This is a genomic window from Rhodococcus sp. ZPP (genome assembly GCF_017656075.1).
GTDB classification, from domain to species: Bacteria; Actinomycetota; Actinomycetes; order Mycobacteriales; family Mycobacteriaceae; genus Rhodococcus_F; species Rhodococcus_F oxybenzonivorans.
Window position 1 is genome coordinate 5,437,293 of the sequence record NZ_CP058638.1, and the last position, 20,045, is coordinate 5,457,337.

General features: G+C 65.0%; 21 protein-coding genes and 6 pseudogenes. 9 read left to right on the plus strand and 18 right to left on the minus strand.

All coding sequences use genetic code 11. From position 1 onward, the window contains the following. The first annotated feature begins 166 nt into the window (after nt 1-166). Nucleotides 167-403, plus strand: a complete 237-nt coding sequence (locus HYG77_RS25100; RefSeq protein WP_208960980.1) for a helix-turn-helix domain-containing protein — start codon at nt 167-169, stop codon at nt 401-403. Between the two features lie 268 nt (nt 404-671). On the opposite strand, the gene HYG77_RS25105 is transcribed toward HYG77_RS25100, so the two are convergent. Beyond that, on the minus strand, nt 672-1,250 hold the full coding sequence (locus HYG77_RS25105) for a helix-turn-helix domain-containing protein (RefSeq protein WP_208960981.1): 579 nt from the start codon (nt 1,248-1,250) through the stop codon (nt 672-674). Nucleotides 1,251-1,366: 116 nt separating this feature from the next. Beyond that, entirely contained in the window at nt 1,367-1,645 is a 279-nt protein-coding gene (locus tag HYG77_RS25110; protein ID WP_280123318.1) for a DUF4352 domain-containing protein, read from the minus strand. A 50-nt stretch (nt 1,646-1,695) separates the two neighbouring features. Between HYG77_RS25110 and HYG77_RS41000 the strand changes: the two genes are divergently transcribed. Beyond that, nucleotides 1,696-1,791: a hypothetical protein gene (locus HYG77_RS41000; protein WP_348273590.1), complete on the plus strand. Its 96-nt coding sequence runs from the start codon at nt 1,696-1,698 to the stop codon at nt 1,789-1,791. 44 nt (nt 1,792-1,835) lie between these two features. Here HYG77_RS41000 and HYG77_RS39890 read toward each other — a convergent pair. After that, nucleotides 1,836-1,940, minus strand: a pseudogene (locus HYG77_RS39890) (hypothetical protein); the annotation flags it as partial. 563 nt (nt 1,941-2,503) lie between these two features. Between HYG77_RS39890 and HYG77_RS39895 the strand changes: the two are divergent. Continuing rightward, complete coding sequence (locus HYG77_RS39895) at nt 2,504-2,965, plus strand: WhiB family transcriptional regulator (RefSeq protein WP_280123280.1); 462 nt, start codon at nt 2,504-2,506, stop codon at nt 2,963-2,965. A 112-nt stretch (nt 2,966-3,077) separates the two neighbouring features. On the opposite strand, the pseudogene HYG77_RS25130 reads toward HYG77_RS39895, so the two are convergent. The 12 genes and pseudogenes from HYG77_RS25130 to HYG77_RS25185 all read right to left on the minus strand — a co-directional run. Further along, nucleotides 3,078-3,680: pseudogene (locus HYG77_RS25130) on the minus strand (transposase); the annotation flags it as partial. A 48-nt stretch (nt 3,681-3,728) separates the two neighbouring features. Continuing rightward, nucleotides 3,729-5,339, minus strand: coding sequence for a hypothetical protein (locus HYG77_RS25135; RefSeq protein WP_208960983.1), 1,611 nt, complete (start codon nt 5,337-5,339; stop codon nt 3,729-3,731). A gap of 2 nt (nt 5,340-5,341) precedes the next feature. Continuing rightward, nucleotides 5,342-5,659 carry a helix-turn-helix transcriptional regulator gene (locus HYG77_RS25140; RefSeq protein ID WP_007296740.1) on the minus strand — a complete coding sequence of 106 codons (318 nt, stop codon included), beginning with the start codon at nt 5,657-5,659 and terminating at the stop codon, nt 5,342-5,344. A gap of 2 nt (nt 5,660-5,661) precedes the next feature. Next, a complete protein-coding gene (locus HYG77_RS25145; RefSeq protein WP_208960984.1) occupies nt 5,662-6,714 on the minus strand; it encodes a site-specific integrase in 1,053 nt (350 codons plus the stop codon). Between the two features lie 146 nt (nt 6,715-6,860). After that, nucleotides 6,861-7,593: pseudogene (locus HYG77_RS25150) on the minus strand (transposase); the annotation flags it as partial. A gap of 145 nt (nt 7,594-7,738) precedes the next feature. Further along, nucleotides 7,739-8,224 carry a hypothetical protein gene (locus HYG77_RS25155; RefSeq protein ID WP_208960985.1) on the minus strand — a complete coding sequence of 162 codons (486 nt, stop codon included), beginning with the start codon at nt 8,222-8,224 and terminating at the stop codon, nt 7,739-7,741. Nucleotides 8,225-9,055: 831 nt separating this feature from the next. Then, nucleotides 9,056-9,898, minus strand: a complete 843-nt coding sequence (locus HYG77_RS25160) for a hypothetical protein (protein ID WP_244373115.1) — start codon at nt 9,896-9,898, stop codon at nt 9,056-9,058. Between the two features lie 285 nt (nt 9,899-10,183). Next, nucleotides 10,184-10,573, minus strand: coding sequence for a gas vesicle protein (locus HYG77_RS25165; RefSeq protein WP_208960987.1), 390 nt, complete (start codon nt 10,571-10,573; stop codon nt 10,184-10,186). After that, nucleotides 10,570-10,728: pseudogene (gene gvpO, locus HYG77_RS25170) on the minus strand (gas vesicle protein GvpO); the annotation flags it as partial. The gene HYG77_RS25165 and the pseudogene gvpO, both read right to left, overlap by 4 nt. Then, a pseudogene (locus HYG77_RS25175) lies at nt 10,728-11,060 on the minus strand (GvpL/GvpF family gas vesicle protein); the annotation flags it as partial. The pseudogenes HYG77_RS25175 and gvpO, both read right to left, overlap by 1 nt. Next, complete coding sequence (gene gvpJ, locus HYG77_RS25180; RefSeq protein ID WP_208960989.1) at nt 11,060-11,470, minus strand: gas vesicle protein GvpJ; 411 nt, start codon at nt 11,468-11,470, stop codon at nt 11,060-11,062. The pseudogene HYG77_RS25175 and the gene gvpJ, both read right to left, overlap by 1 nt. After that, complete coding sequence (locus HYG77_RS25185) at nt 11,467-13,332, minus strand: aldehyde dehydrogenase family protein (protein WP_280123281.1); 1,866 nt, start codon at nt 13,330-13,332, stop codon at nt 11,467-11,469. Before HYG77_RS25185 ends, gvpJ begins: the two co-directional genes overlap by 4 nt. On the opposite strand from HYG77_RS25185, the gene HYG77_RS25190 reads away from it, so the two are divergent. The 5 genes and pseudogenes from HYG77_RS25190 (at nt 13,217) to HYG77_RS25210 (ending at nt 17,175) form a co-directional block, all read left to right on the plus strand. Then, a complete protein-coding gene (locus HYG77_RS25190) occupies nt 13,217-14,044 on the plus strand; it encodes a hypothetical protein (protein WP_208960990.1) in 828 nt (275 codons plus the stop codon). The two genes, HYG77_RS25185 and HYG77_RS25190, sit on opposite strands and share 116 nt — an antisense overlap. Next, nucleotides 14,017-14,589 (plus strand): RES domain-containing protein, encoded by a 573-nt coding sequence (locus HYG77_RS25195; protein WP_244373118.1) that lies wholly within the window; start codon nt 14,017-14,019, stop codon nt 14,587-14,589. The genes HYG77_RS25190 and HYG77_RS25195 overlap by 28 nt, the downstream gene beginning before the upstream one ends. Before the next feature lie 501 nt (nt 14,590-15,090). Then, nucleotides 15,091-16,302 (plus strand): histone-like nucleoid-structuring protein Lsr2, encoded by a 1,212-nt coding sequence (locus tag HYG77_RS25200; RefSeq protein WP_208960991.1) that lies wholly within the window; start codon nt 15,091-15,093, stop codon nt 16,300-16,302. 24 nt (nt 16,303-16,326) lie between these two features. Then, complete coding sequence (locus HYG77_RS25205) at nt 16,327-16,503, plus strand: hypothetical protein (RefSeq protein ID WP_208960992.1); 177 nt, start codon at nt 16,327-16,329, stop codon at nt 16,501-16,503. A 445-nt stretch (nt 16,504-16,948) separates the two neighbouring features. Next, a pseudogene (locus HYG77_RS25210) lies at nt 16,949-17,175 on the plus strand (VWA domain-containing protein). 178 nt (nt 17,176-17,353) lie between these two features. Here the strand turns inward: HYG77_RS25210 and HYG77_RS25215 are convergent. Then, the gene (locus HYG77_RS25215; RefSeq protein WP_208960993.1) at nt 17,354-18,247 is read right to left on the minus strand and encodes a beta-propeller fold lactonase family protein; all 894 of its coding nucleotides are present in this window, start codon (nt 18,245-18,247) and stop codon (nt 17,354-17,356) included. 345 nt (nt 18,248-18,592) lie between these two features. After that, on the minus strand, nt 18,593-18,781 hold the full coding sequence (locus HYG77_RS39905; protein WP_244373121.1) for a hypothetical protein: 189 nt from the start codon (nt 18,779-18,781) through the stop codon (nt 18,593-18,595). Nucleotides 18,782-19,160: 379 nt separating this feature from the next. On the opposite strand from HYG77_RS39905, the gene HYG77_RS39910 reads away from it, so the two are divergent. Further along, entirely contained in the window at nt 19,161-19,460 is a 300-nt protein-coding gene (locus tag HYG77_RS39910; protein ID WP_244373123.1) for a hypothetical protein, read from the plus strand. Between the two features lie 23 nt (nt 19,461-19,483). On the opposite strand, the gene HYG77_RS25225 is transcribed toward HYG77_RS39910, so the two are convergent. Then, entirely contained in the window at nt 19,484-19,933 is a 450-nt protein-coding gene (locus HYG77_RS25225; RefSeq protein WP_208960994.1) for a hypothetical protein, read from the minus strand. Nucleotides 19,934-20,045: the final 112 nt, after the last annotated feature.

Below are 20,045 nucleotides of genomic sequence, written 5' to 3' on the forward strand. Positions count from 1 at the left end.
CGTAGGGGTCAGGGCGAACAGTGCGGCCTTCCCAGCATGCGATCTCACCACGGCCCGGGGGCCGGTATGTCTAAATGAGGCCGAGGACGGCATCGGCTCCAGCACTGTCAGTTCGCGTGTTCGGGACATTATTCGCGCTTCACGGACGTCGGCTGTCTCCTGCGCGATGGTCGCGCAGGCACTGTTCGTTAGCGAAGCCCACCTTCGCCGACTTCTGGCGGCGGAGGGAAACTCGTTTCGCCGCATTCGCGACGAGCACAGGACTGGATTAGCTCTCGAGGCACTACGGAATGGTCGACCCCTCGAGGTGTTGTCCAACGAACTAGGATTTTCGGATACGCGAGCGTTCCGACGGGCCTTTCGTCGATGGACGGGGACAGCCCGACATCGATGCGTGCGTTGATGTCCAACGAAAGGTGCAGTCAGGCAAAGGTGCAGAGCAGTTGACTGGATAAGGGACTTATCCAGTTCTGTCGATCTCGTGGGCGGGGAGACGCTTTACCATTTGGGATGCTTGATCGCGGGGTAGCTGCCCATCGGGATTGCCGCGCGGGTGGCGTGGATGTTCATGGTGTTGGGGGTGTAGCCGAGTAGCGCGCCACCTCATCCGCGTGGTGATTATCGCGCCGGGAATCTTCCCGGCGCAGGTAGGTCTTCGTGGTCGCCCCGGGTCAGTCCGCGGCGTATGTGTGGCCCGGGCATAAGAGGTCCGGGGTGACTGTCCATTCCGCTGCTGTGAGCCATCGTCGAACGGGCTCGGTCAGGGTGCCGTTCTTCGCTTGTTCGGCGAGTGCGCCGGCGAGGATGGGTCCGTCGCCGCAGACGCTGCAGGCGATGTCGAATGCGGGTTGCCCGGGTTCGCAATGCCGACAGTGGTGTCGGCTGATGACCGTCCCTCGGTGGTGGGGGTCGGCGTGGAGCCAGGTCACCGAGAGGTCGGCACGTTGGTGCGCTGCCTCGGCGCGAGTGGTTGGCTCGTATCCGCAGGATGGGCACGTCCGAGGCTGGCGGACGGGTGGATCGGCGACCACGGCGCTCTCCTGCGTGACCGGTGTCCGGCGGGTGTTCAGATGCCCATAGACCGTGGTGCGCGGCACTTTCAGCATGTCTGCGATCTGGGCGACGGTGTGCTCGCCTGCGGCGTTGAGGCGTTGAGCGAGTTCTATCTGGTCCGGGCTGAGCTTCGAGGGCCGGCCGCCCGTGTTGCTGCGGGCGCGGGCCGCGGCCAGCCCGTCGCGGGTTTCGGCCACGATCAGCTCGCGCTGGAACTCGGCGAGGACCGACCGATCGTCCGAGCCGGTCGAGCCGGGTGATCACCAGGACGTCGCCCTCGAGAAATCACGGGAATAGGAATAGAAGGGGAGCGTCATCGTCGATTGATCCACCCAGTTCGATCGGCGGAGAAGACGAACGAAGGATCGTTGAGTACGACGAACTGGCCGGGAGGCGAGCCCTGAGGATTGTCGAAGCAGACATCCCCGGTGACAGATCCCCCCGGCGCCACTTCGCCCGAGTGCAGCTGATTCTCTGTTCCGGTGAACGATGAGTTCCGAATCGCACTGTTCGGGTCCTGCATTTTCCAGTCCCAGACATTGAAATTTGCCTGAGTATCCCCGCCGTTGCGGATGGTCACGGTGGTGCACAGATAGGCGGAACGCCTACGAGCACTGCCAGGTGAGCGTCGTCGGTGTTCCGGTGCACTTCATGCGCAAGCCCGGCCTCGGACGTTACCCGAGCCCGTTAATTCTCACCCACGGCTGGCGGTGGAGTTCTGGCACTGGTCGAAGGTGATCGACCCGCTCACCGACCCGGCCGTGTTCGGTGGTGACCTCGCCCGCGTCGATGAACGTGGACAACAAACTCCGCATCAGATCAGGGCTGGCGTCGGTGAGGCGATCGGTCAGGATTTGGTGCAGGTCGATAACGTGGGCAGAGGCCATCGCGTGGTCTTCCTCGAGCGAATTTGGTAGGTCTCACGAGGAGTCACGCGATGCCGCCTTTATTGGGTTACGACACGATGGTCAGATCCGACTCCGTTTCCTACACCATCTTCATGGAGCAACCAGTGTTGCGAAGTAGGACACAAGTCATCTCATCCGTACTTCTAAACTTCTCAGGTGCGCACTCCATGTGCATATTCGGAGCCGTTTCATGTCCCATCTCCCCCGCTAGAGGAGGTCGCGAGCTCGCGCAGCCGGAGCGATACTTCTACCTCGGCCCGAGCCCCACGTCGGTGCGCCCACGGCGGCGGCCCTCCCGAGGTGATCAGAACCGATTTCGGGATGGACGCCGCAGCGTTCTGTCGGGCACTGGTCGCGTATCTCGACGTCACCGCGCCGGGACCGCTGCGGCCGCTTGGTCGAGCAAATGATCACCGTCGCTCGTCGAAGGTTGTGGCTGGGCACCTGAACTTGAAGAGACCGTCCGGACTGATTGTGAAGGAGGTTGTTTGCGAAAGGATTACCGCGGTGACAGGTCCGCCGCACAAATACCCGTGAGTGAGATGAGTGACACCGATCCGATGACTTGTATATCCCCTCGTGCGCCGAGCACTGTGCCGGCTTCCCGCCGTGAAGATACGCCACGGACCGGACTGCCCGTCGACCGTGATCGTCGAGATTGGCGCATCCTGGGGTCGTGCCGGAACGTCGAGTCGTCGTTGTTCTTCTCTCCAGAGGGGGAGCGTGGTCGGGACCGGGCGCGGCGCGAAGCGCACGCCAAACGCGTCTGCCAGGACTGCCCGGTGCTCACCGAATGCCGCGAGTACGCCCTGACCGTTGCCGAACCGTACGGAACGTGGGGCGGGATGTCCGAGAACGACCGCAGACGGCACATCCGGCGCCGGCAACGAGAGGGGCATGGCATTGGATCGCCGCGCCAGCTTGATGCCTTGAGCTTTTCTGCCGCCGGGCCCGAGGATCACCAACCACCACCGACGCGCGTTGACGGCTGCCCATCAAACTAGTTGATTACCGATATGACGTAGGCCAAAACGGACGCTGGTGACCGCAGGAAGGCACTCAACCCGTTGCACGGGACTATCAGTTATTCGGTGGATCTGGATCTGGCACATCGGTTTAGTTCTCACTCGGGGTGAGCCGGCCCTCGAACGTGATCGCGAATGCGTTCAGTGCCGGCTTCCACCTCATTGCCCATCGTGCTCTGGCCTTCCCGGTCGGGTCCAGCGCCCGGGTCGCGAGATACAGACACTTGAGAGCCGATTGGTCCGTCGGGGAAGTGCCCGCGTGCCCGGATCGCCCGCCAATACCGGGCATTGAGGCTCTCGACTACATCCGTCGAGCAGATGACACGCCTGATCTCGACGTCGGTAGTCGAGGAAGGGAATGAACTCCGTCCAGGCGTTCTGCCAGAGCCGGATGATCGCCGGATACCGCGAGCCCCACTTGCCGGTGAACTCGTCGAACCGCTCCCGCGCTGCAGCCTCGTTTGCAGCGGTATAGATCGGTCGTAGATCTCGTGACATCTCCTCCCAGTATCTGCGGGACGCGTACCGAAACGTGTTGCGGAGCAGATGAATGACACAGGTCTGGACAATCGTTCGATCCCACACCGCGGTGATCGCGTCCGGCAGGCCGTTGCAGTCCGTCACACACCACAATGCACACATCGGCGACACCTCGATGCTTGAGCTCGGTGAGGACGGCGAGCCAGAACTTCGCAAAAGCGCACACGTTCGCGCGAACGTGTGCGAGGTGGCGCCTGAACTGTCACGGGTTCGGCAGCCGGGCGAAGTCGACGTGGTCGGAGAGGTAGGCGATGACGGCCTCGCTGGTCATGCCGTAAGCGGCGGCGACGAGTTTCGCGTCGACCGTGCCGACGAGGTCGACCAGCCGGGTGGAGCGCAGGATTCTGGGTTGGATACCGACCTCGCGCAGGGTCTGCTTGACGTAGGAGTCGGAGGCGGCCGCGCGGGTGGCCTTGGTCTGCATAGTGATCAGCACATGGGCGTTGTTGCTGCCCAAGTTCTTACGGTGCTGCAGGCAGCGTTGCAGCGCGGTCCAGGTCCACGGGTCCAACGGAGTAGGCTGCGGTCGACGCCCCAGCCTGATGCGGTGCTGTTCATGGTCGATATCGTCGTCGGTGAGGTGTTGCAGTTCCTGGGTGGTAGCGCCGTGCAGTAGGGCGGCCAGCCCGACGAACGCCTCGTGCGGGTGCACCTCGGGGTCGGTGCTCCATCGCCGGAACAACTCGCGCTGCCGGTCGACGGGAAGCGTCGGTCCCCTGAATGCCATGGTCTGCGGCGCTTGCACCCCTGCGGTGGGGTCGATGAGCAGCAACCGTCGGCGCAGCGCGTAGCGGCAGAATTGGCGCAGTCCGGTCAGGTAGGAGGCCCGTCGGCCGGGATGTGCGTGCAGGAACGCTTCGATGTCGCCGACATCGGCGGTCGCCCAGTCGGTCTTGCAGCGGCGCGCGGTCAGGAATTGCGCGAAGTCACGCACCGCGGTGAGGCGAGCCTCGAGCGTGGTGTGCCCGCGCGGGCGGGTGCCGGCGCGGCGGGCGCGATCGCGGCCGGCGACAAGGTGTTCGGCGAACCCGGTCACCGCCGGTCGCAAGGGGGCGGGCACGGCGTCGATGCGGGACTGGCGGCGGGCGGCGGCGCGGCGTTCGTCGCGGTCGGGCGGCAGTGCCAGCTTGCTCGCGGTGAGGAAGTCTTCCAGGGCCCGCGCGAGCGGCACGTCGTCGGCGACAGCTCCCAGCAGTGCCTGCGGATGCGTCGGGTGCTCGTCGGTCAGGTGCTTGCCGAGTCGGGTGAGCATGGCGCACGCGCGGCTGGGGTGATGGCGGCCGACCAGGTAGGCGGCGAAGGTGCCCAGCCAGTTTGGCGGATCAGCCAGTGCCTCGGCGAGATTGGCGGCGCGGACGGTGATCCTGTGCGGCGAGCGTTCCCAACAGGATCGACACCGCCCGGCACCGGTCAGTCGGGTGACCCGGCCGCAGTCGACGCAGGCCGTGTCCGGATTCGGTGGCCGGCCCGGATGCGAACACGAACCGCACAGGCCGGTGGCCGGTCGCAGTATCCGGCGTTTGCTGCAGCGCGGGCAGTCGGCTCGATCGGCGTCTCGCCGTTGCCGTCGGAGACATTCCTTGCACAGGTCTCGGTCGACGAACAACACCGGGGCCTGGCACTGTCGGCAGGTGCGCGAGCAGCGCACGCAGCGGCCGGTGTCCGGCTGCAGGACCCGGTCGACGCCGCAGCGCGGGCAGGGGTGGGTGACCGGGGCGTGGGAGGCCGCCCAGTGGCAGCGTGCACACAGGTCACGGTCGGGATTGCCGACCGCGCGGCCGCAGCGGCGGCAGTCCCGGATCCGGCGGGTCATGCTCAGATCGGCGGCATCGACCGGCCCCGCCGCGACGCCTGTGTGTCGTTCGCCGCGACCTTGGTCGGGTTCGACGAGATCGGTTGTGCGACTGGGGTGGTATCGATGTCGAACAGGTCGTTCGGTGTGCAGTCCAAGGCGGTGCACAGCGCGATCAGGGTGGACAGCTTGAGCTGGCTGGGCTGTTTGGTGAACAACGCCGACACCGACGCCGAGGACAGTTCCAATCCGGCCTTCTCGGCGAGCAGCCGTTGCAGCTGGGTGCCGGTCCAGACCTCGCGGTGGGCGGCGGCCATCCGGAGTTTCCACCTGATCTGCATGCTCACTCCTGTCCGGCCAACTCGGTCAGCGTCGCCGAGATCGCGCGTTGGTAGGCGTCTTCGATGAACGTTTCCGACGGGCGCACGTACCGCATGGTCGACGCGACCGTCCAGTGGCCTAGAAGTTGTTGGATGGCAACCAGATCCACGCCGCGCTCGTAGTTGTGGGTGGCGCAGGCGCGACGCATCGCGTGCGGGCTGAACCACTCCGCTTCGGGCCGTCCTTCCACGCTCATCAGGTGCCGCAGCCGGTTGCGGATCGTGGCCGCGGCCATCCGTCCGCCGGACTCGTCGCACAGCAGCGCCGCGCTGTCCGGGAACCGGCCGCGCACGTCGTCGAGATACCAGCGCAACACCAGATCCAGCCCGTCCAGCATCGGCACCCAGCGCGGCCGCGGCCCGGATCCTTTGGCGCCCTTTCCGAAGCGCACATGCAGTTTGCCGAACGTGCCTCGCCCGAAGTGGACGTCGCCGCGGTCGAGCATCACGACCTCCTCGGATCGTAGGCCGGCGTGGTACAGCGTGCGGAACAACGCGTAGTCCCGCGCGGCCGGGCCGTACTTGCGGGCGGTCGCGATCCGTTGCTTGAGGACCTCGAAGAACGCCGCCACCCGCTCCGGTGTCGGCGGTGCCTCCGCAGCCGGCGAGTCGTCGCTGACGTGGCGGGTGGCGTTGAACTCGTCCAGCGGACAGGCCAGCCGCACCCCGAATGCTGCCTCGATCTCCGCGGCCTTGCGGACCTCGAGGAACCGGTGAAACCCCTTGAACACCTGCAGGTAGTTACGCCGCGTCGATACCGCTCGACCCGAGTTGGCCAGCTCGCCCACCACCCGGTCGACGTCGGCGGCGGTCACCTCCCACACCGGCCGACCCAGCCCCGCGAGCATCCGCTCCAGGACACCGATGTCGTTGGCGATCGTCGATGCCGCGAATCCACGCGCGGTCCACGACGCGACGAACGCCTCCACGCATTCGGCCTGGAACCACTGCGGATCTCGCGTCGCCACGATCGGTGCGACGTCGCCCGAGATCACCCGCAATCGCTCGTCGCCCACCGCACGCCTTCCTCGCACCTAGCATTTCGCGGTAACACCTTAACTCGCGGGCTTCCACCTCGAAGATCAACGACACGCCAATCAGTGGGAAACCCTCAGGCAGCAGCACAAAACTACGGAAACGAACCTGTGCGCGTTCCATATTCCTCACCACCGTCACCGGCCCATAGTCCCAGGATGTCGCGTTCCCCGTTCACGGTGACGCCGATCGCGGCTGGGGGTACCTCCCGCGTGCGGCGGGGGAAGATCGGCCGGTTGGTGACCTGACCGTCCCGGACCTTCGTCGATGAAGATCACCGGGTACACCGGATCCAGGGGCCGGATGGACCATTCGGCCATCTCCGCGAGGACTTTGTCGGTGGGGGTACCTCCCTGCACGAAGTGCTTGGGGGAATCTTGCTGATCGTCTCCCTCGACACCGAGGCGCCTGGGGGCACCTCCCGCTTGCGGGGGAAGACGTCATCGAATGGGCGACGGTCTCACCTGTGGTGAGGCCTTTCGATGAGAGGGACAAGATGATTTCGTCGACACCGGTGAGCCGTCTCTGTCGTTTCTTGACGATCTGGGGATCGAACGAGGCATCGGTATCACGGGGTACTTGGATTTCGACCGGTCCGATCTCCGTCAGCACCGTTTTCGCTCGTCTGCCGTTGCGGGAATTCCCTCCATTCCTCCCTTCGGCCTGGTGTTTTCGTAGCCGAGGTGCTCTTCCATCTCTGCCTCGAGAGCGGTCTCGAGCACGTTCGCGGTGAGTTGGTTGAGTAGTCCGTTCGGTCCGACCAGTTCCACGCCGTCAGCCTTGGCCTGCGCCAGCAGTTGCTGCGCCAACTTCTGGTGATCGATCTTCGTCTGATCCATAGGATCGAGTGTCTCGGTCATGATTCCGCCTTTCCGCCAAGCAAAGCTCGGCGTGTCGGCCAGACTCAGATCAACCGATTACCGGACAGTCCCCGTTGCACCGGCGTCGCGGCGGCGGGGGTTGTCGGCGGCGGAGATCCGTCCCTGCGGGCGGTAGGGATTGATTTTAAGGGGTGCGGTGTTGTGGTGGGTGCACGGTCGTGGGGAAGTGGTCGATGGTGCGGACTTGGTGGGCGGCCCAGCACAGGTACCAGATAAGCAGCAAGGGGAGGGCGGCATCGCCGAGTCCGGGGGTGTGCCCCTGTGTGAGGGCGATGCCGTAGCCGATGACGACGGCGGCCAGGAGTGCGGCGCCGAGCCCGATCGACTGGAGGAGGTGTCGGCGGCGTCGCGCCAGGCGGGTGTGCCCGGGTGTGGGGGTTCGGGCTTCGGGATGGGTGTGGGTGCCGGTGCCGTCGTCGGCACGGATGCTCCGGTGTAGCCGCAGGTAGACACCGATCCCGACCGCCACGGCCCACACCATGGTGCCGATGCTCGCCGCCGGGTGGGTGAACGCGGGGTCCGGCAGGACGAGGAGCAGGGCGACTGTGGTGATAATCCAGGTCGCCATGGCGGCGATCCAGGCGAGGATGATGTGCCAGAGCTGGTCCACGAATTACTCCTGCGACGAAATATGCGGGTCACCGATGAGTGTTCCGCGGGTCACCGGAGACAGCTAGGCCCCACAGGGGTGAATCTTTCCCCCTGGCGGTGTCCGACGGCGGCGTGTATACGGTGGTACCGAGCCCTGCGAATAACCAACTTACTCGTTGACGTAACCTATTTATCGGCATTGTGGGATCGACTGTCTTCCAGACTATTTGGCACATTCCCGTGTCTGGAGCCTAATGACTGGTTCGGCGCCTCCGCGTCGTGCGCGCCGTCTGGCGCTTCGCCCGCGTCTGTGATGGATCCACCGACTCACGATATCGGTCCAGGTCGGCTGGCCTGACACTCAGAGAAGCGCGGACCCCGCCGCTTTTGACCAAGGCCAAAAAGGCCCTGCGACCGCAGAACGGCGCTCAGCCCGTTTCGCCTTGTCGCTTGGACCCGGTAACAGCTAACGAAGCGGATGTTCGCGACCGTCAGTTACTGCTCGCCCTAGAAATTGGTAGACGCCCGTCAACGCTCACTTCCGTCCGTTGTCTGAGACGGTCGAGCTGGCGCTGCGTGCCGCGGCGAGTCGGCTCGTTCCCGGGCCGCCGTTGCCTGCGCTTGGGCGGTAGCGAGATCCGGCTTTTGGTGGCGAGTTCGTCGCTGGCTGCGTCCGCGCCGGTGCGGGCCCCGGCAAAGCGCTCGAACCTCGTGACCAACCATGGTCGGGGGCAGCTTTCTCGTGCGGATGCGACCGCGTGAGGCGATTGAGCATGCCCGCGCCCGGGTGCGCGACTATGCCTGCCGCCCCATGAGGTTGATTTCCGCAGCTACGCCGATCCCGTTTCCGCTACCGATCACCTTTCGGTGTGGTTGCGGTCGACGGCGACTGCTCACGAATCGTCGAGCGGATGTGCGTCATCCGCCGCAGATGTGCCCAGCCACTGGACGGCTGTGGTCGGGTTTCGTCCTCGCCCGTGGTCGCGTTGTGCGGTTTCTCCTCGTCTCGTACGTCCGTCGGAGGCTTGTGCGCCTTGCCCCTTCCCTTCCTGTGTGCGGTTGTGTCCGGTCGTGCTTTCGGTGCGGATTCGTCCCGGGACTCCTCCGCCGAGTCGCTGGGTGTCGCGATCCGTGGTTTGCGCCGTTTGCGTGGCTTCGGCTGCTGTTCTTCTTGGACCGCGTGAGACGAAGTTGTTCCCGTGCTCGAGCGTCCCCGGGTCGCCCGCCGCGCAGGCGTGACGGGTTCGGCGTTCGTCGGGGCGTCGAATTGTCCGTCCTCGTCTTTTCCGTGGTCCGGTTCCTCGTCGACGGTGGAGTCCTCGGCGTCCCGCGGGTTGGCGTGCCCGCGACGGCCGATTCTCTTCACCCCGGTGACCAGGTGCCCGCCGCCGGCCACGACGTGCGAGCCGCGCGACCGGAGGCGGTCACGGAACGAGTCTGCGTGCTCGCTGGTGGCCTCGGCCGTGGCGGCCGTCGTGTCGAGTAGGTCGCCGCGAACCGAGTCGCCGAGTTCTGCGATCACCGGAGACGAGGCGAGGAACTCGGATCCCTGTGCGAGCAGATTCTCAGGTCCCTTGGGGGACTGTCCGCCCGCTCCAGCGATCTTCATTGCCATCTTCAACTGGTGTGTGCGCCCCAGTAGGTATCCGGCGCCGACCGCTGCGGCAACCTCAACTTTTGTTTTGGTTTTCATGAGTTTCATGATCGTACCCACTTGCTGTGTGTTGTCGCCACGCACTGCGTCGGGCGTCGAGAGCATGTGGAACTATGGCGCGTCGGTGCGCGCGAGGCGTATACCGTGACTACCCCGTGTCCCCGGTCCCAATCGCAAAACTCCATCGGAAGCCCGTTGCGGAGGTATCACCGCCGCCAGAGACTCGGTGGCACGCTATCGGTGAGTCCGCAGGCCGAGTCGACTCGAACGGGTCAGGACGTGCTCCGCGCACGATGCCGCTGAGGTTGCTCGACATCAGCACTGTCAGCCGAGGTCATCGGGCTGACGTTTCGTCTCCACCTCGATCTTGTCGGAGGATTGGACGGCCGGGCGAACCGACCTGTCGGGATCGAGTTCGGCGATCCGCTCCCGCAGTTTCCGGTTCTCGAGTTCGACGGTACTGTTCGTGCCGGTCAGCCAGGGGTCGTTCTCCCACCAATTGATGCCTACCTCTTTCGCGGTCTCGAGTGAGGCGATGACCAATCGCACCTTGATGGTCAGTAGTTCGATGTCGCGCAGGTTGACCTGGATGTCTCCGGCGATCACGAGCCCCTTGTCGAGGGCCCGTTCGAGGATCTCGCCTAGATTCGTCGACTGGTGCCCGCTGCCCGAGGTCTGCGGAAGGTTGCTTGCACCGGCGCCGGCGATGGTCATGACCGCGCACGCTCGCTGTTGCCGATACCGCGGATGTAGCGGCGGGTTCTGCGGTAGGACAATAGTTCTCCGTCCAGATCCAACACGACCTCATACATGGCGAGTATGTCCGTCGACGACGGGATGCGCCGATCCTCGACTACCTCCACTTTCACTCGTCGGCATGTGTTGCGAGCAACTCCTCCTCGACGGCGTCGACGTCGGTCATGACCGCCCCGAAACGAAGCGGGAGGACCGGTGCCACCCGAGACGTGCCGTCCAGCAGGTGCGCATGGGCTTGCAGGTCTTCGGGCTTATCGAGCGGCCTGTCCACCGATATCTCGCTCACGAGCGCGGCGATTTCGCCGTGCCTGATGATGCTGACCGGTCCGTCACCGACGCCGACCGCGTCCTTTTCGGCTTCCACATCGGCTGGCACGATGCCGTATACGTAGACACCGCTGGTGCGCGGCTCCTCGGCCGCATCGGTGTTCGGATTCGTGGACATCACGTGCCCCCGCGGATGGACTTTCGGGTAACACGTTCGCGCTCAGATTCTTCCTGTCCGCCGCCGAGGATGTCGCCGAGTCTTTCGCCCGCGGATTCGAGCGCACCCTTGGTCTTGGCTTTGGCGCCGCTCTCGGTGACGTCCCCCACCAGATCCGTCAGGCCTTCCGGCTCACCACTGCCGATCTCGAGCCGGTTCACTGCCTCCGCGAACCGCAGGTAGGTGTCGACACTGGCGACGACGACACGCGCGTCGATCGTGACCAGTTCGATCCCGACCAGCGAGACCCGCACGTAGGCGTCGATGACGAGGCCCTTGTCCAAAATGGTGTCGACGACGTCGGCGAGGCTACTCGAGCTTGGACCGCCGCTCACTCCGCCGCCGCTCCCCGCCGGCTGCACCGAGGTCATCGCCCGCTGCCTTCCCTCGAGCTGGTGGCCGCGGTTTTGCGGGGGCGTCCCCGTCGTCTCGGCGGTGCCGGCTCCTCATCGGCGGCCGCGGTTTTGCGGGGGCGTCCCCGTCGTCTCGGCGGTGCCGGCTCCTCGTCGACGGCCGCGGTTTTGCGGGGGCGTCCCCGTCGTCTCGGCGGGGGCGGTACCTGTTCCTCGGTCTCCGAGGTTCCCTCGTCGTCCTCGGCTACGTCCTCCGGCTCGTCCTCGACTGCGTCCTCCAGCTCGTCGTCCTCCTCCTCACCGGCCTCGTCGAGTTCGCCGGCCTCGTCGTCCTCGGACTCGTCGCTCTCGTCCTCACCCTCAGCGGTGTCGTCGAATTCGTCATCCTCCTGCGGAGGTGCTTGTTCGTCCTCGGGCTCAACCACCTCCCCGTCCCGGATCTCTCCCCGCCAGCCCTGCACCTCGTCGGGATGGAGAACGGACTGCGTCATGACATGACGCCCGAAGTGCTTCAACTCCAGCCGAGCCCGGCGTCCCGGTGCCCGCCACAGGTTTCCCGTCTTTTCGAAGAATCCCTTCGGGTGATACTCGAGAACCAGAATTATGCGGGTCAGGTCCGGAGTCACCTCATGGAACGTCACCGCGCCGTCGACAAAACCCTTCGCGCCTTTCGAGCGCCACACGATCCGCTCATCGGGAACCTGCTCGATGATCGACGATTCCCAGGTTCGGTGCGACAAGAAAACCTGCGCCTTCCACTCGAGCTTCTCGTCCGATTCCTGCTCGACCCGCTCGACCTTCTTCATGAAGGACGGGAAGTCGGCGAACTGCGTCCATTGGTTATAGGCCAGCTGGACCGGCACACCGACATCGAGTGTCTCGACGATATTGGTCAACTTCAGCTTCTTGCCCTTGCCGCCGCCCTTACCGCCACCACCGGTGACGGCCTCCTTGACGTCGGAGGCCTTGTCCTTGACCATCTGCTTGGCGCCCTCCCAGCCCGCGCTCACCGCGGATTTACCAGGTGTCTTTCCCTCCGCCAGTTTCTGGGAACCGGTCACAGCGCCGAGCAGACTTCCACCGCCGCCCTCGGCGTAGTCGGTGAGCCTGCCGGAGGCGTTCGCCACCTTGCCGGAGACCGACGAGAGTGCCTTGTCCGCCACTGTGCCGACCAGCTTCTGCACCGCATCCTGCAGCGGTCCCGACGCTCCGGTGCCGCCCGGTGCGGTTTCTCTGTCGACGAACTCGTCGTGTACGCCGTCGACGACCACCAGTCGGGATGAGGCCGTACAGCGCTGCCCGGTCGAGCCGTAGCTGCCCTGCAACGCGACATCGACGGCCAGATCTAGGTCGGCGTCGTCCGCGACTACCAGGGGGTTCTTGCCGCCCATTTCCAGTTGCACGCGTGCCCGGCGGCTGGCACCGGCCAGGAGTACCCGTTCGCCGGTGGGCACCGAGCCGGTGAATGATACCGCGGCCACGTCCGGTGATCCGGTCAGGACGTCGCCGATATCGCGGCCCCGGCCCATCACCAGGTTCAGCACGCCGGGCGGCAATCCGGCCCGGTGCAGAATCTCGACCAGGGCCCAGGCGCTGGCCGGTACTGCCTCGGCCGGTTTGAAGACGATGGTGTTGCCGTATGCGAGGACCGGCGCGATCTTCCACGCGGGGATCGCGATCGGGAAGTTCCAAGGGGTAATGATCGAGACGACCCCCACCGGTTCGTTGGCGGCGGCATCGAGGTCGACTTCGAGCTCCGGCTCGATGACGGGGCTGGCGCTGGATTGGCTCACCGACGCGTTCCGCACCGCATTGGACGCCGCAGATCTCTCCGACTCCGGTGGTGTGGTGATGCGGGCGCTGTTCGACACCAGCGACACCGACGTGGTCACCATCCAACTGCGGCGGCTGCCCCGTGCCACCCGCGCCGCCCTCACCGAGGGTGGCGGTGGTGACCGGGCATCGCGGTCCGAACGGGGTCTCACCGATCCGGTGCCAACCCTCACAGCGGGCACCGATCCGTATGGACGTGGCACGGTCGAACTGGAGACCGCGACCGGCAACCTCGCCTACGCGTCCCCACTCTCATTGTCGGCCGACACGATCTCCTCGACGGAAGTGTCCGAGATCCTTTCCCCGTCCGGGAATGTGAATCGGGCCCTGGCCAACGCCAAACGGAAGACTCATCAACTTCTCGGGCTCAAGGTCGGCAACCAGTACCGGTATCCGCTGTTCCAATTCGACCGCGTGCGCAAACAGATCCGCTCGGTCGCCGAGCACGCGAAACGGCTGATGGAATGCGACCTGGACCCGTGGGGGACCCTGGACTGGTGGTTCACCGAGAACCCGCTGATCGGGGACCAGCGGCCGGTGGACCGCATGCTCGCGCACACGATGACGGGGACCGAGGTGGAGCTGATGGTGGTGGCCGAGCAGAATGGGCATGGACTGACACCGGTGACTGAGCGCTACAACGGCCGGCCCCGCAGACCCGGAAGGGCCCCGCGGGCACCACACTGCACCGGATTTCCGGTACCGGGTCCCCGTACCCGCCGAACTCGTTCATGTCAAAGGCATCCGTACGCTCGGTAACCCGCTGCAGGGGGCGGTTCGAGCCGATCGACGACTCCCACGGCGGCTACCTGTACGTCGCTTTCTCGCTCGCCGGGGTCGTTGCGGAAGGCATCCTGCGCGATATCCCCATTCCGCGGTCGGGGATCGTGCGCCACAAACGGCTCGCGGGCAAGACGCACACCCGGATGGTCCTGGGCCGCGATGTCACCGTCGCGTCCCTCCTCGACGGCGACCTGCGATCGCTGAACCTGTCCGGGACCCTGGTGGGCTGTGACCGTGGCGCCTACACCTGGTCCCGGACCACCTGCCATCAGATCCTCGACGGCGACCCGCACACCGACGGGGTGATCTACCGCTGCCGCAACAACCCCGCCGAACTCGCCCTGATGCTGATCGACCGCGGGGCCCTCGACTCGGCCGCACTCACCATCGCCGAATCCCACGATGTGCTGACCGACCCGAGTACCTTCGACGAGGTCGTCAAGTTCCTCGATGAGGTCCATCACCTGAAATACGTGGGTGCAGCGCCCGGCTTCCGTAGCCCGGGTCTCGAAAACGGATAGCACGGTTGTGCTCGCATCCAGCGCCATGACGCAGTGTTCATGCTGGTGATGGGATCGGATATCCATTGCGAGAGTCAGGTATTAGGTGTTGCTGTCTCCCGGCCGTGGTCGAGGGCTCGAACACTCTTCAACCGTTATTCTGTGCTGGTCCGCGTTTCGCGTCATGGCAGTCCCGAGGCATTCGGTGCATGCCCGAAGGTTCCGTCGCCTCGACTGTTGCTCGGCGTATATAGTTGCGGCGCATAGATATTCGAATTCATCCTTCCCGTGACGGAAAGAAAACGCGGCCGGGTTGGCCACAATGGTTCGGCAGGTGTCGTCACCGTCGACAGATGGTCTTCTGTGTAGTCCTGGTGGGCGAAAAGCGTGAGGGGCGCGGGTCCTCGAAAATCAGTGCGGCCCGAGTGTGATTGGTTGCCGTTTGGATCCGCTGGCGGTGAGAGTGCCGAAATGCCGATACTGTGTGCGTTCGACGATTTGCCTGGCGAGAAGGAGAAAACTATGGCGGTATCACCGAGGGGTTCCGAAGGTTCGGCGAGGAGGACGACCAAGGAGATTCGTGAGTGGGCGATCGGGGAGGGCCGTGACGTGTCGCCCCGGGGTCGGATTTCGGCCGAGATCGAGCGAGCTTTCCATGACGCTCAGGCAAAACCGGCGCCAGCAAAGAAGACGGCCGCGAAGAAGACGGCCGCGAAGAAGACGACCGCGAAGAAGACGGCCGCGAAGAAGACGGTCGCAGACAAGGCAGTCGCCAAGAAGGCACCGGCGGCGAAGAAGGTGGCTGCGAAGAAGGCTCCGGCGAAGAGGACGACCAAGGAGATTCGTGAGTGGGCGATCGGGGAGGGCCGTGACGTGTCGCCCCGGGGTCGGATTTCGGCCGAGATCGAGCGAGCTTTCCATGACGCTCAGGCAAAACCGGCGCCAGCAAGGAAGATAACCGCGAAATCGTCGGTCGCGAAGAAGGCGGACGGGAAGAAGGCAGTCGCGAAGAAGGCGCCGGCGGCGAAGAAGGTGGCTGCGAAGAAGGCTCCGGCGAAGACAACAGCGCCGAAGACAACAGCGCCGAAGACAACAGCGCCGAAGACGACGGCCTCGGAGAAGATAGCCGCGACGAAGGCTCCGGCGAAGAGCGCGGCGGCGGTCAGCAAGGCTCCGGCGAAGGCGACGACCAAGGAGATTCGTGAGTGGGCGACCGGGGAGGGCCGTGACGTGTCGCCCCGGGGTCGGATTTCGGCCGAGATCGAGCAAGCTTTCCATGACGCTCAGGCAAAGGAGGTCCAGGTAGAGGCGGTGCCGGCGAAGAAGACGCCTGTGAAGAAGGTAGTCGCGGGGAAGGCTCCGGCAGAGACGCCGGTCGCGAAGAAGGAGGTCGCGAGGAAAGCTCAGGCGAAGACGTCGGGCGCGAAGGCGGCAGGGGCGAAGACGGCGGCTGCGGAAGCGGCGGCCGCGGAGACGACGGCCGTGAAGAAGAAGGTCGCGAGGAAGACGTCGGTCGCGAAGTCGGCGGCTGTGGAGTCGGCTGCGGAAGCGACGGCCGTGAAGAAGGCTCCGGTGACGGGAGCGGACACCGCTCCGGCGAAGGCGTCGACCAAGGAGATTCGCGAGTGGGCAATCGGGGAGGGCCGTAAAGTGTCCTTCCGCGGTCGGATTTCGGCCGCGATTGTGCGAGCATTCCATGACGCTGCGGCAAAGTTGCCGCTCCCGCTCGGTTGAAACGGGTGGGGGTCCGCTGAGAGCGTGACCGACCGACTCCTGTTGCCGAGGTATGCCGTCTCGGGTGATCCCATGTTCGGCACCGTGGAGGTCACCATCGAGGAGCTTGCTGAGTTGCTCGAACGCCAAGTCCTTCCCCGTGACCAGGATGCTGCGCCGCACTTACGGTGCCTCTCGTGTGTGTCGAGCGGCGCGCGCTGATGACCGCCCGCTCAGGGCAGGATGAGGCCGTGGGCGATTCGAACCGCAGCAGACCTCGAGTGTGGACTCGCCATGTTCGCCGATATACGCGGACGACTTTGTGTGTCGGAGGGTAAGGACTTCGGCATCCCGATGACCGTGCTCGATGAGGTCTCGATGAGCTGAGCAGTGTCGAACGATCTCGTGCGATCCGACGTGATTGACGGACGTCCGGCACCCCGGAGGTGTGGTAATCGTGATGGAGCCACCTGTGGGCGGGGACGGTGGTGGGCGGTGCGGGTCAGGTCGGATGATGACCGCAAATGCGTTGCTCGCGTCTCGTTCAAAGATGCGTCGGCATGGGAACAGGTGATCGCGGAGAGGGTAATTCCCCGCGGTGCCTAGTAGAGCCCGCAACGATGCCGCCTCGTCGGGTTCCATGCAAAGCACGCAGATCACGACCCTGATGCGGACGGCGTCGGCGTTGCCGGCGTTCTGGCAGTGCGGGATCGGCAAGTCCAGCTTCGGTGTACTCGAGAAGCTCGACACCTGACCGGTCGACTCGTCGACAATGCCGGGTTCATTGCGGTCGAGAACGTCGACACGCTCAGCGACGGGCCGCTGTACGAGTTGCTTCTCAGCGAGTGTCCGGATTGGCCGCGCGCGGCACGGACGGCCTGCGTTCTCCGCTGACCCAAGACTCGCCTGGAGAGTCCCTTCGTCACCCTGCCTCGGCCACCACGGGCTCTGCTCATGATTCACGATGGCTACGGGTCTCGGCGCTTTCCGACGACTGGGTTCGACTGCCAGGAATGAGTGAGGGCGGAACTCGATCGAGTCCCGCCCTCACTCATTGTTGTTCGGGTTAGCATCAGGGTATCGGCAGGCAGAGCGATCCGGTGCACGCTCGAGTGTCACCGCTTCGGGTGATCGTGGTGACGGTGTTGTTGGAGCTGGTGACGTAGGCCTTGTTTCCGTCGCCGGTGACGGCCGCGCCGCCGAGGGTGCCCTTCACGGGGAAGGTTGTGCTGACCGTGTTGCTGGCGGCATCGATCACGAACATCTCGGCGCCGCTGCGGACGTATACGGCCTGGTCGGTGGCGGTGACCGCGGCGGGACGGCCTGCTGCTGTGACCGGGATGGTCGCGACGACGGTGTTCGTGGCGGTGTCGATGACGGAGACGGTGTAGTCGCCGGCGTTGGTGACGTAGAGGTGTGTCGAGTTGGTGGCCGCGAGGAGGGGGAACGATCCCACCGGGATCGTCGCTGAGATCGTGTGGGTGGCGGTGTCGATCACCGAGATCGCATCACCGGTCGGCACATAGACGTGTGCACCGTCGGCGGAGGCGGCGGTTCCGAAGGACGCGCTGCCGGTAATGGGGACACTGCCGGTCACCGTCTTGGTGGTGGTATCGATGACGGAGACGGTCTTGCTGGTCGCGTTGACGACGTAGACGGATGACCCCTCGGGGGTGACGGTGATCCCGCCAGGTCCTTCGCCGACCGGAACGGTGCCGGTGACGGTGTTGGTGGCAGTGTCGATGACGGAGACGTCGTTGCTCTGGGCGTTGGCGACGTATGCGGCGGCCCCGTCGGGGGAGACGGCTACCTGCGATGGCGCTGCGCCGACCGGCGTTGTCGCAGCGACCGCGAAGGAGTAGACCGGGGCAGCGCCGGCGGTGGTGGCCACGAGGGCGAGTGTCGCGGCGGTCATGGTCAGGATGGTGGAGGTGCTGCGGAGAATTCTCGGCAGAGCGGTCGGCATGGGTACCTCTTTGGATCGGCGGTTACTGGCGCGAACAAACGGACCATAACCGACCTGAAGGTACGGTTCGGGCGCTATTCACGGAAGCTCCAGGAAGGGCCGGTGAGTACGACGACGTCGACCACCTCCGTTCTCAGTAGGCGTCCCTGCAGACTGTCTGCGGGGCAGCGTCCGTCTGTGATCGGGACGTGAGTAGTAACCCCCGGGGCGGTTGGTAGGCTCCGTCGGTCGGTTCCGAGGCATTCATTCGCGTGAATGAACGTTGGGCGACAACGATTTTCGAGCTTGGTGTCGTGATCTAAGATCAGCCGCCAGACATGTGCCTTCACTCGACCAGAGGCGCGTCTAGATCGGTGTCCTGTCCCGGGTGCCGCTTCCGAGGTGACGGCGGTTGCGCTCCGTTCGGCCCTCGCCGACGCGGTCGACGCGGCACGCTACTGGCAGGACCCGGACGGTGAAGACCTCCTCGTCGACGCCGAGCCTGTGCGGGGTGAGCTTCGACGGGTCGCCGAGCGCATCGCACGATCCCCGCATGCGCAGTGGTGGACGACGCCCGCTGCGACCGACCAGTGGTCGGTGAGTTGGAGCGAGGACGGTACTGATTCCGTTGCTCAACCACCGCGGAACTGCTGCGTGACTACCGTGATCGGACTGCCGCGGAGGACGTGCGAGCAGAACGCGATCGTCCGGCGGATCCGTCGGCGAACTGGTCCGGCTGGTGGTGGTCGACTCCACCTACACGGTGTTCGACCCGGTTGCAGTTCGACGGGACCCCGGCCGGCTTGTGGTTCGTCGAGGACAGCATGGGATGGCAGCGCGCCATCACACGACGAGTGAACATCCCCGCCAGCGCCAGCGCCAGCGCCAGCGCCAGCGCCAGCGCCCGCGTGTACGAGGTCGACGGTGCGCAGGCGTGCGCAGAGCTGTGCAGACAGTTCCCCGTCGCGGTCACCGCGCAGAATGGGTCATCCCCGACTGGCCGAGGCTCTCCGAACAGTACGAGGGCGTGCACCTCACCGTGGCGGGATACCTCACCGCGGCGGGTACCGCGATCGCCGTCGACGCCCATCCCGCGAGTGTCATCGCGGGATGGGCGCCCGACGACACCTACTGGCTCACCGACACCGTCAACCTCGACAACGACGATTCCTGGACGTGGGTGTGCGACACCAGTGGGAGCAATCCTTCCTGGGCCGAAGAACCACACCACTGAGGATCGATCGAGTATGAGGATTCTCAGCGGGCGGCCGCGGGCGGGTGTAATTCGTCAGTGATTGCGACCGTGATCATGCGGATGTCGATTGATGTGTCGACCGTGACCTCGGGTGTGCGGCTTCGGGTTCCCACGAAGGACTGCGCGACACTGTCGCTACTCGGGTAACTCAGAACCTCGGCCACTGTCGATGCGTTGCCGTCTGGCGTTATCCGTATCGGCTGTCCTGGGATCTCGCTGAGTTGATTCGAGTCCACTGAGGTCAAATCGATCTGCAGTATGCACGAACCTGAAATGTGCACGGCGCCGTCCGTTCCTCGAAGGAACGGCATCTGAACGAAGCGGGCTGACCAGCCCACCGATCCGTCGCCAGCGAGCTTGAAAGTGATAATCTCGCCGTCCGGAGTTCCTTCAAGCTCGAACGAATCCAGCGATGGTAGAACCGGCACGGGTAGATTTTCATCAGGTTTCATTTGGCACCAGCCCAGTACGCCTCGGCCGCGGGTTACCGACAATCAGTTGCCCGGAGAACGACTCGAACTGTTGACACCGCATGTCCTGTGTCGTCTCACTAGCCTCGGAGCT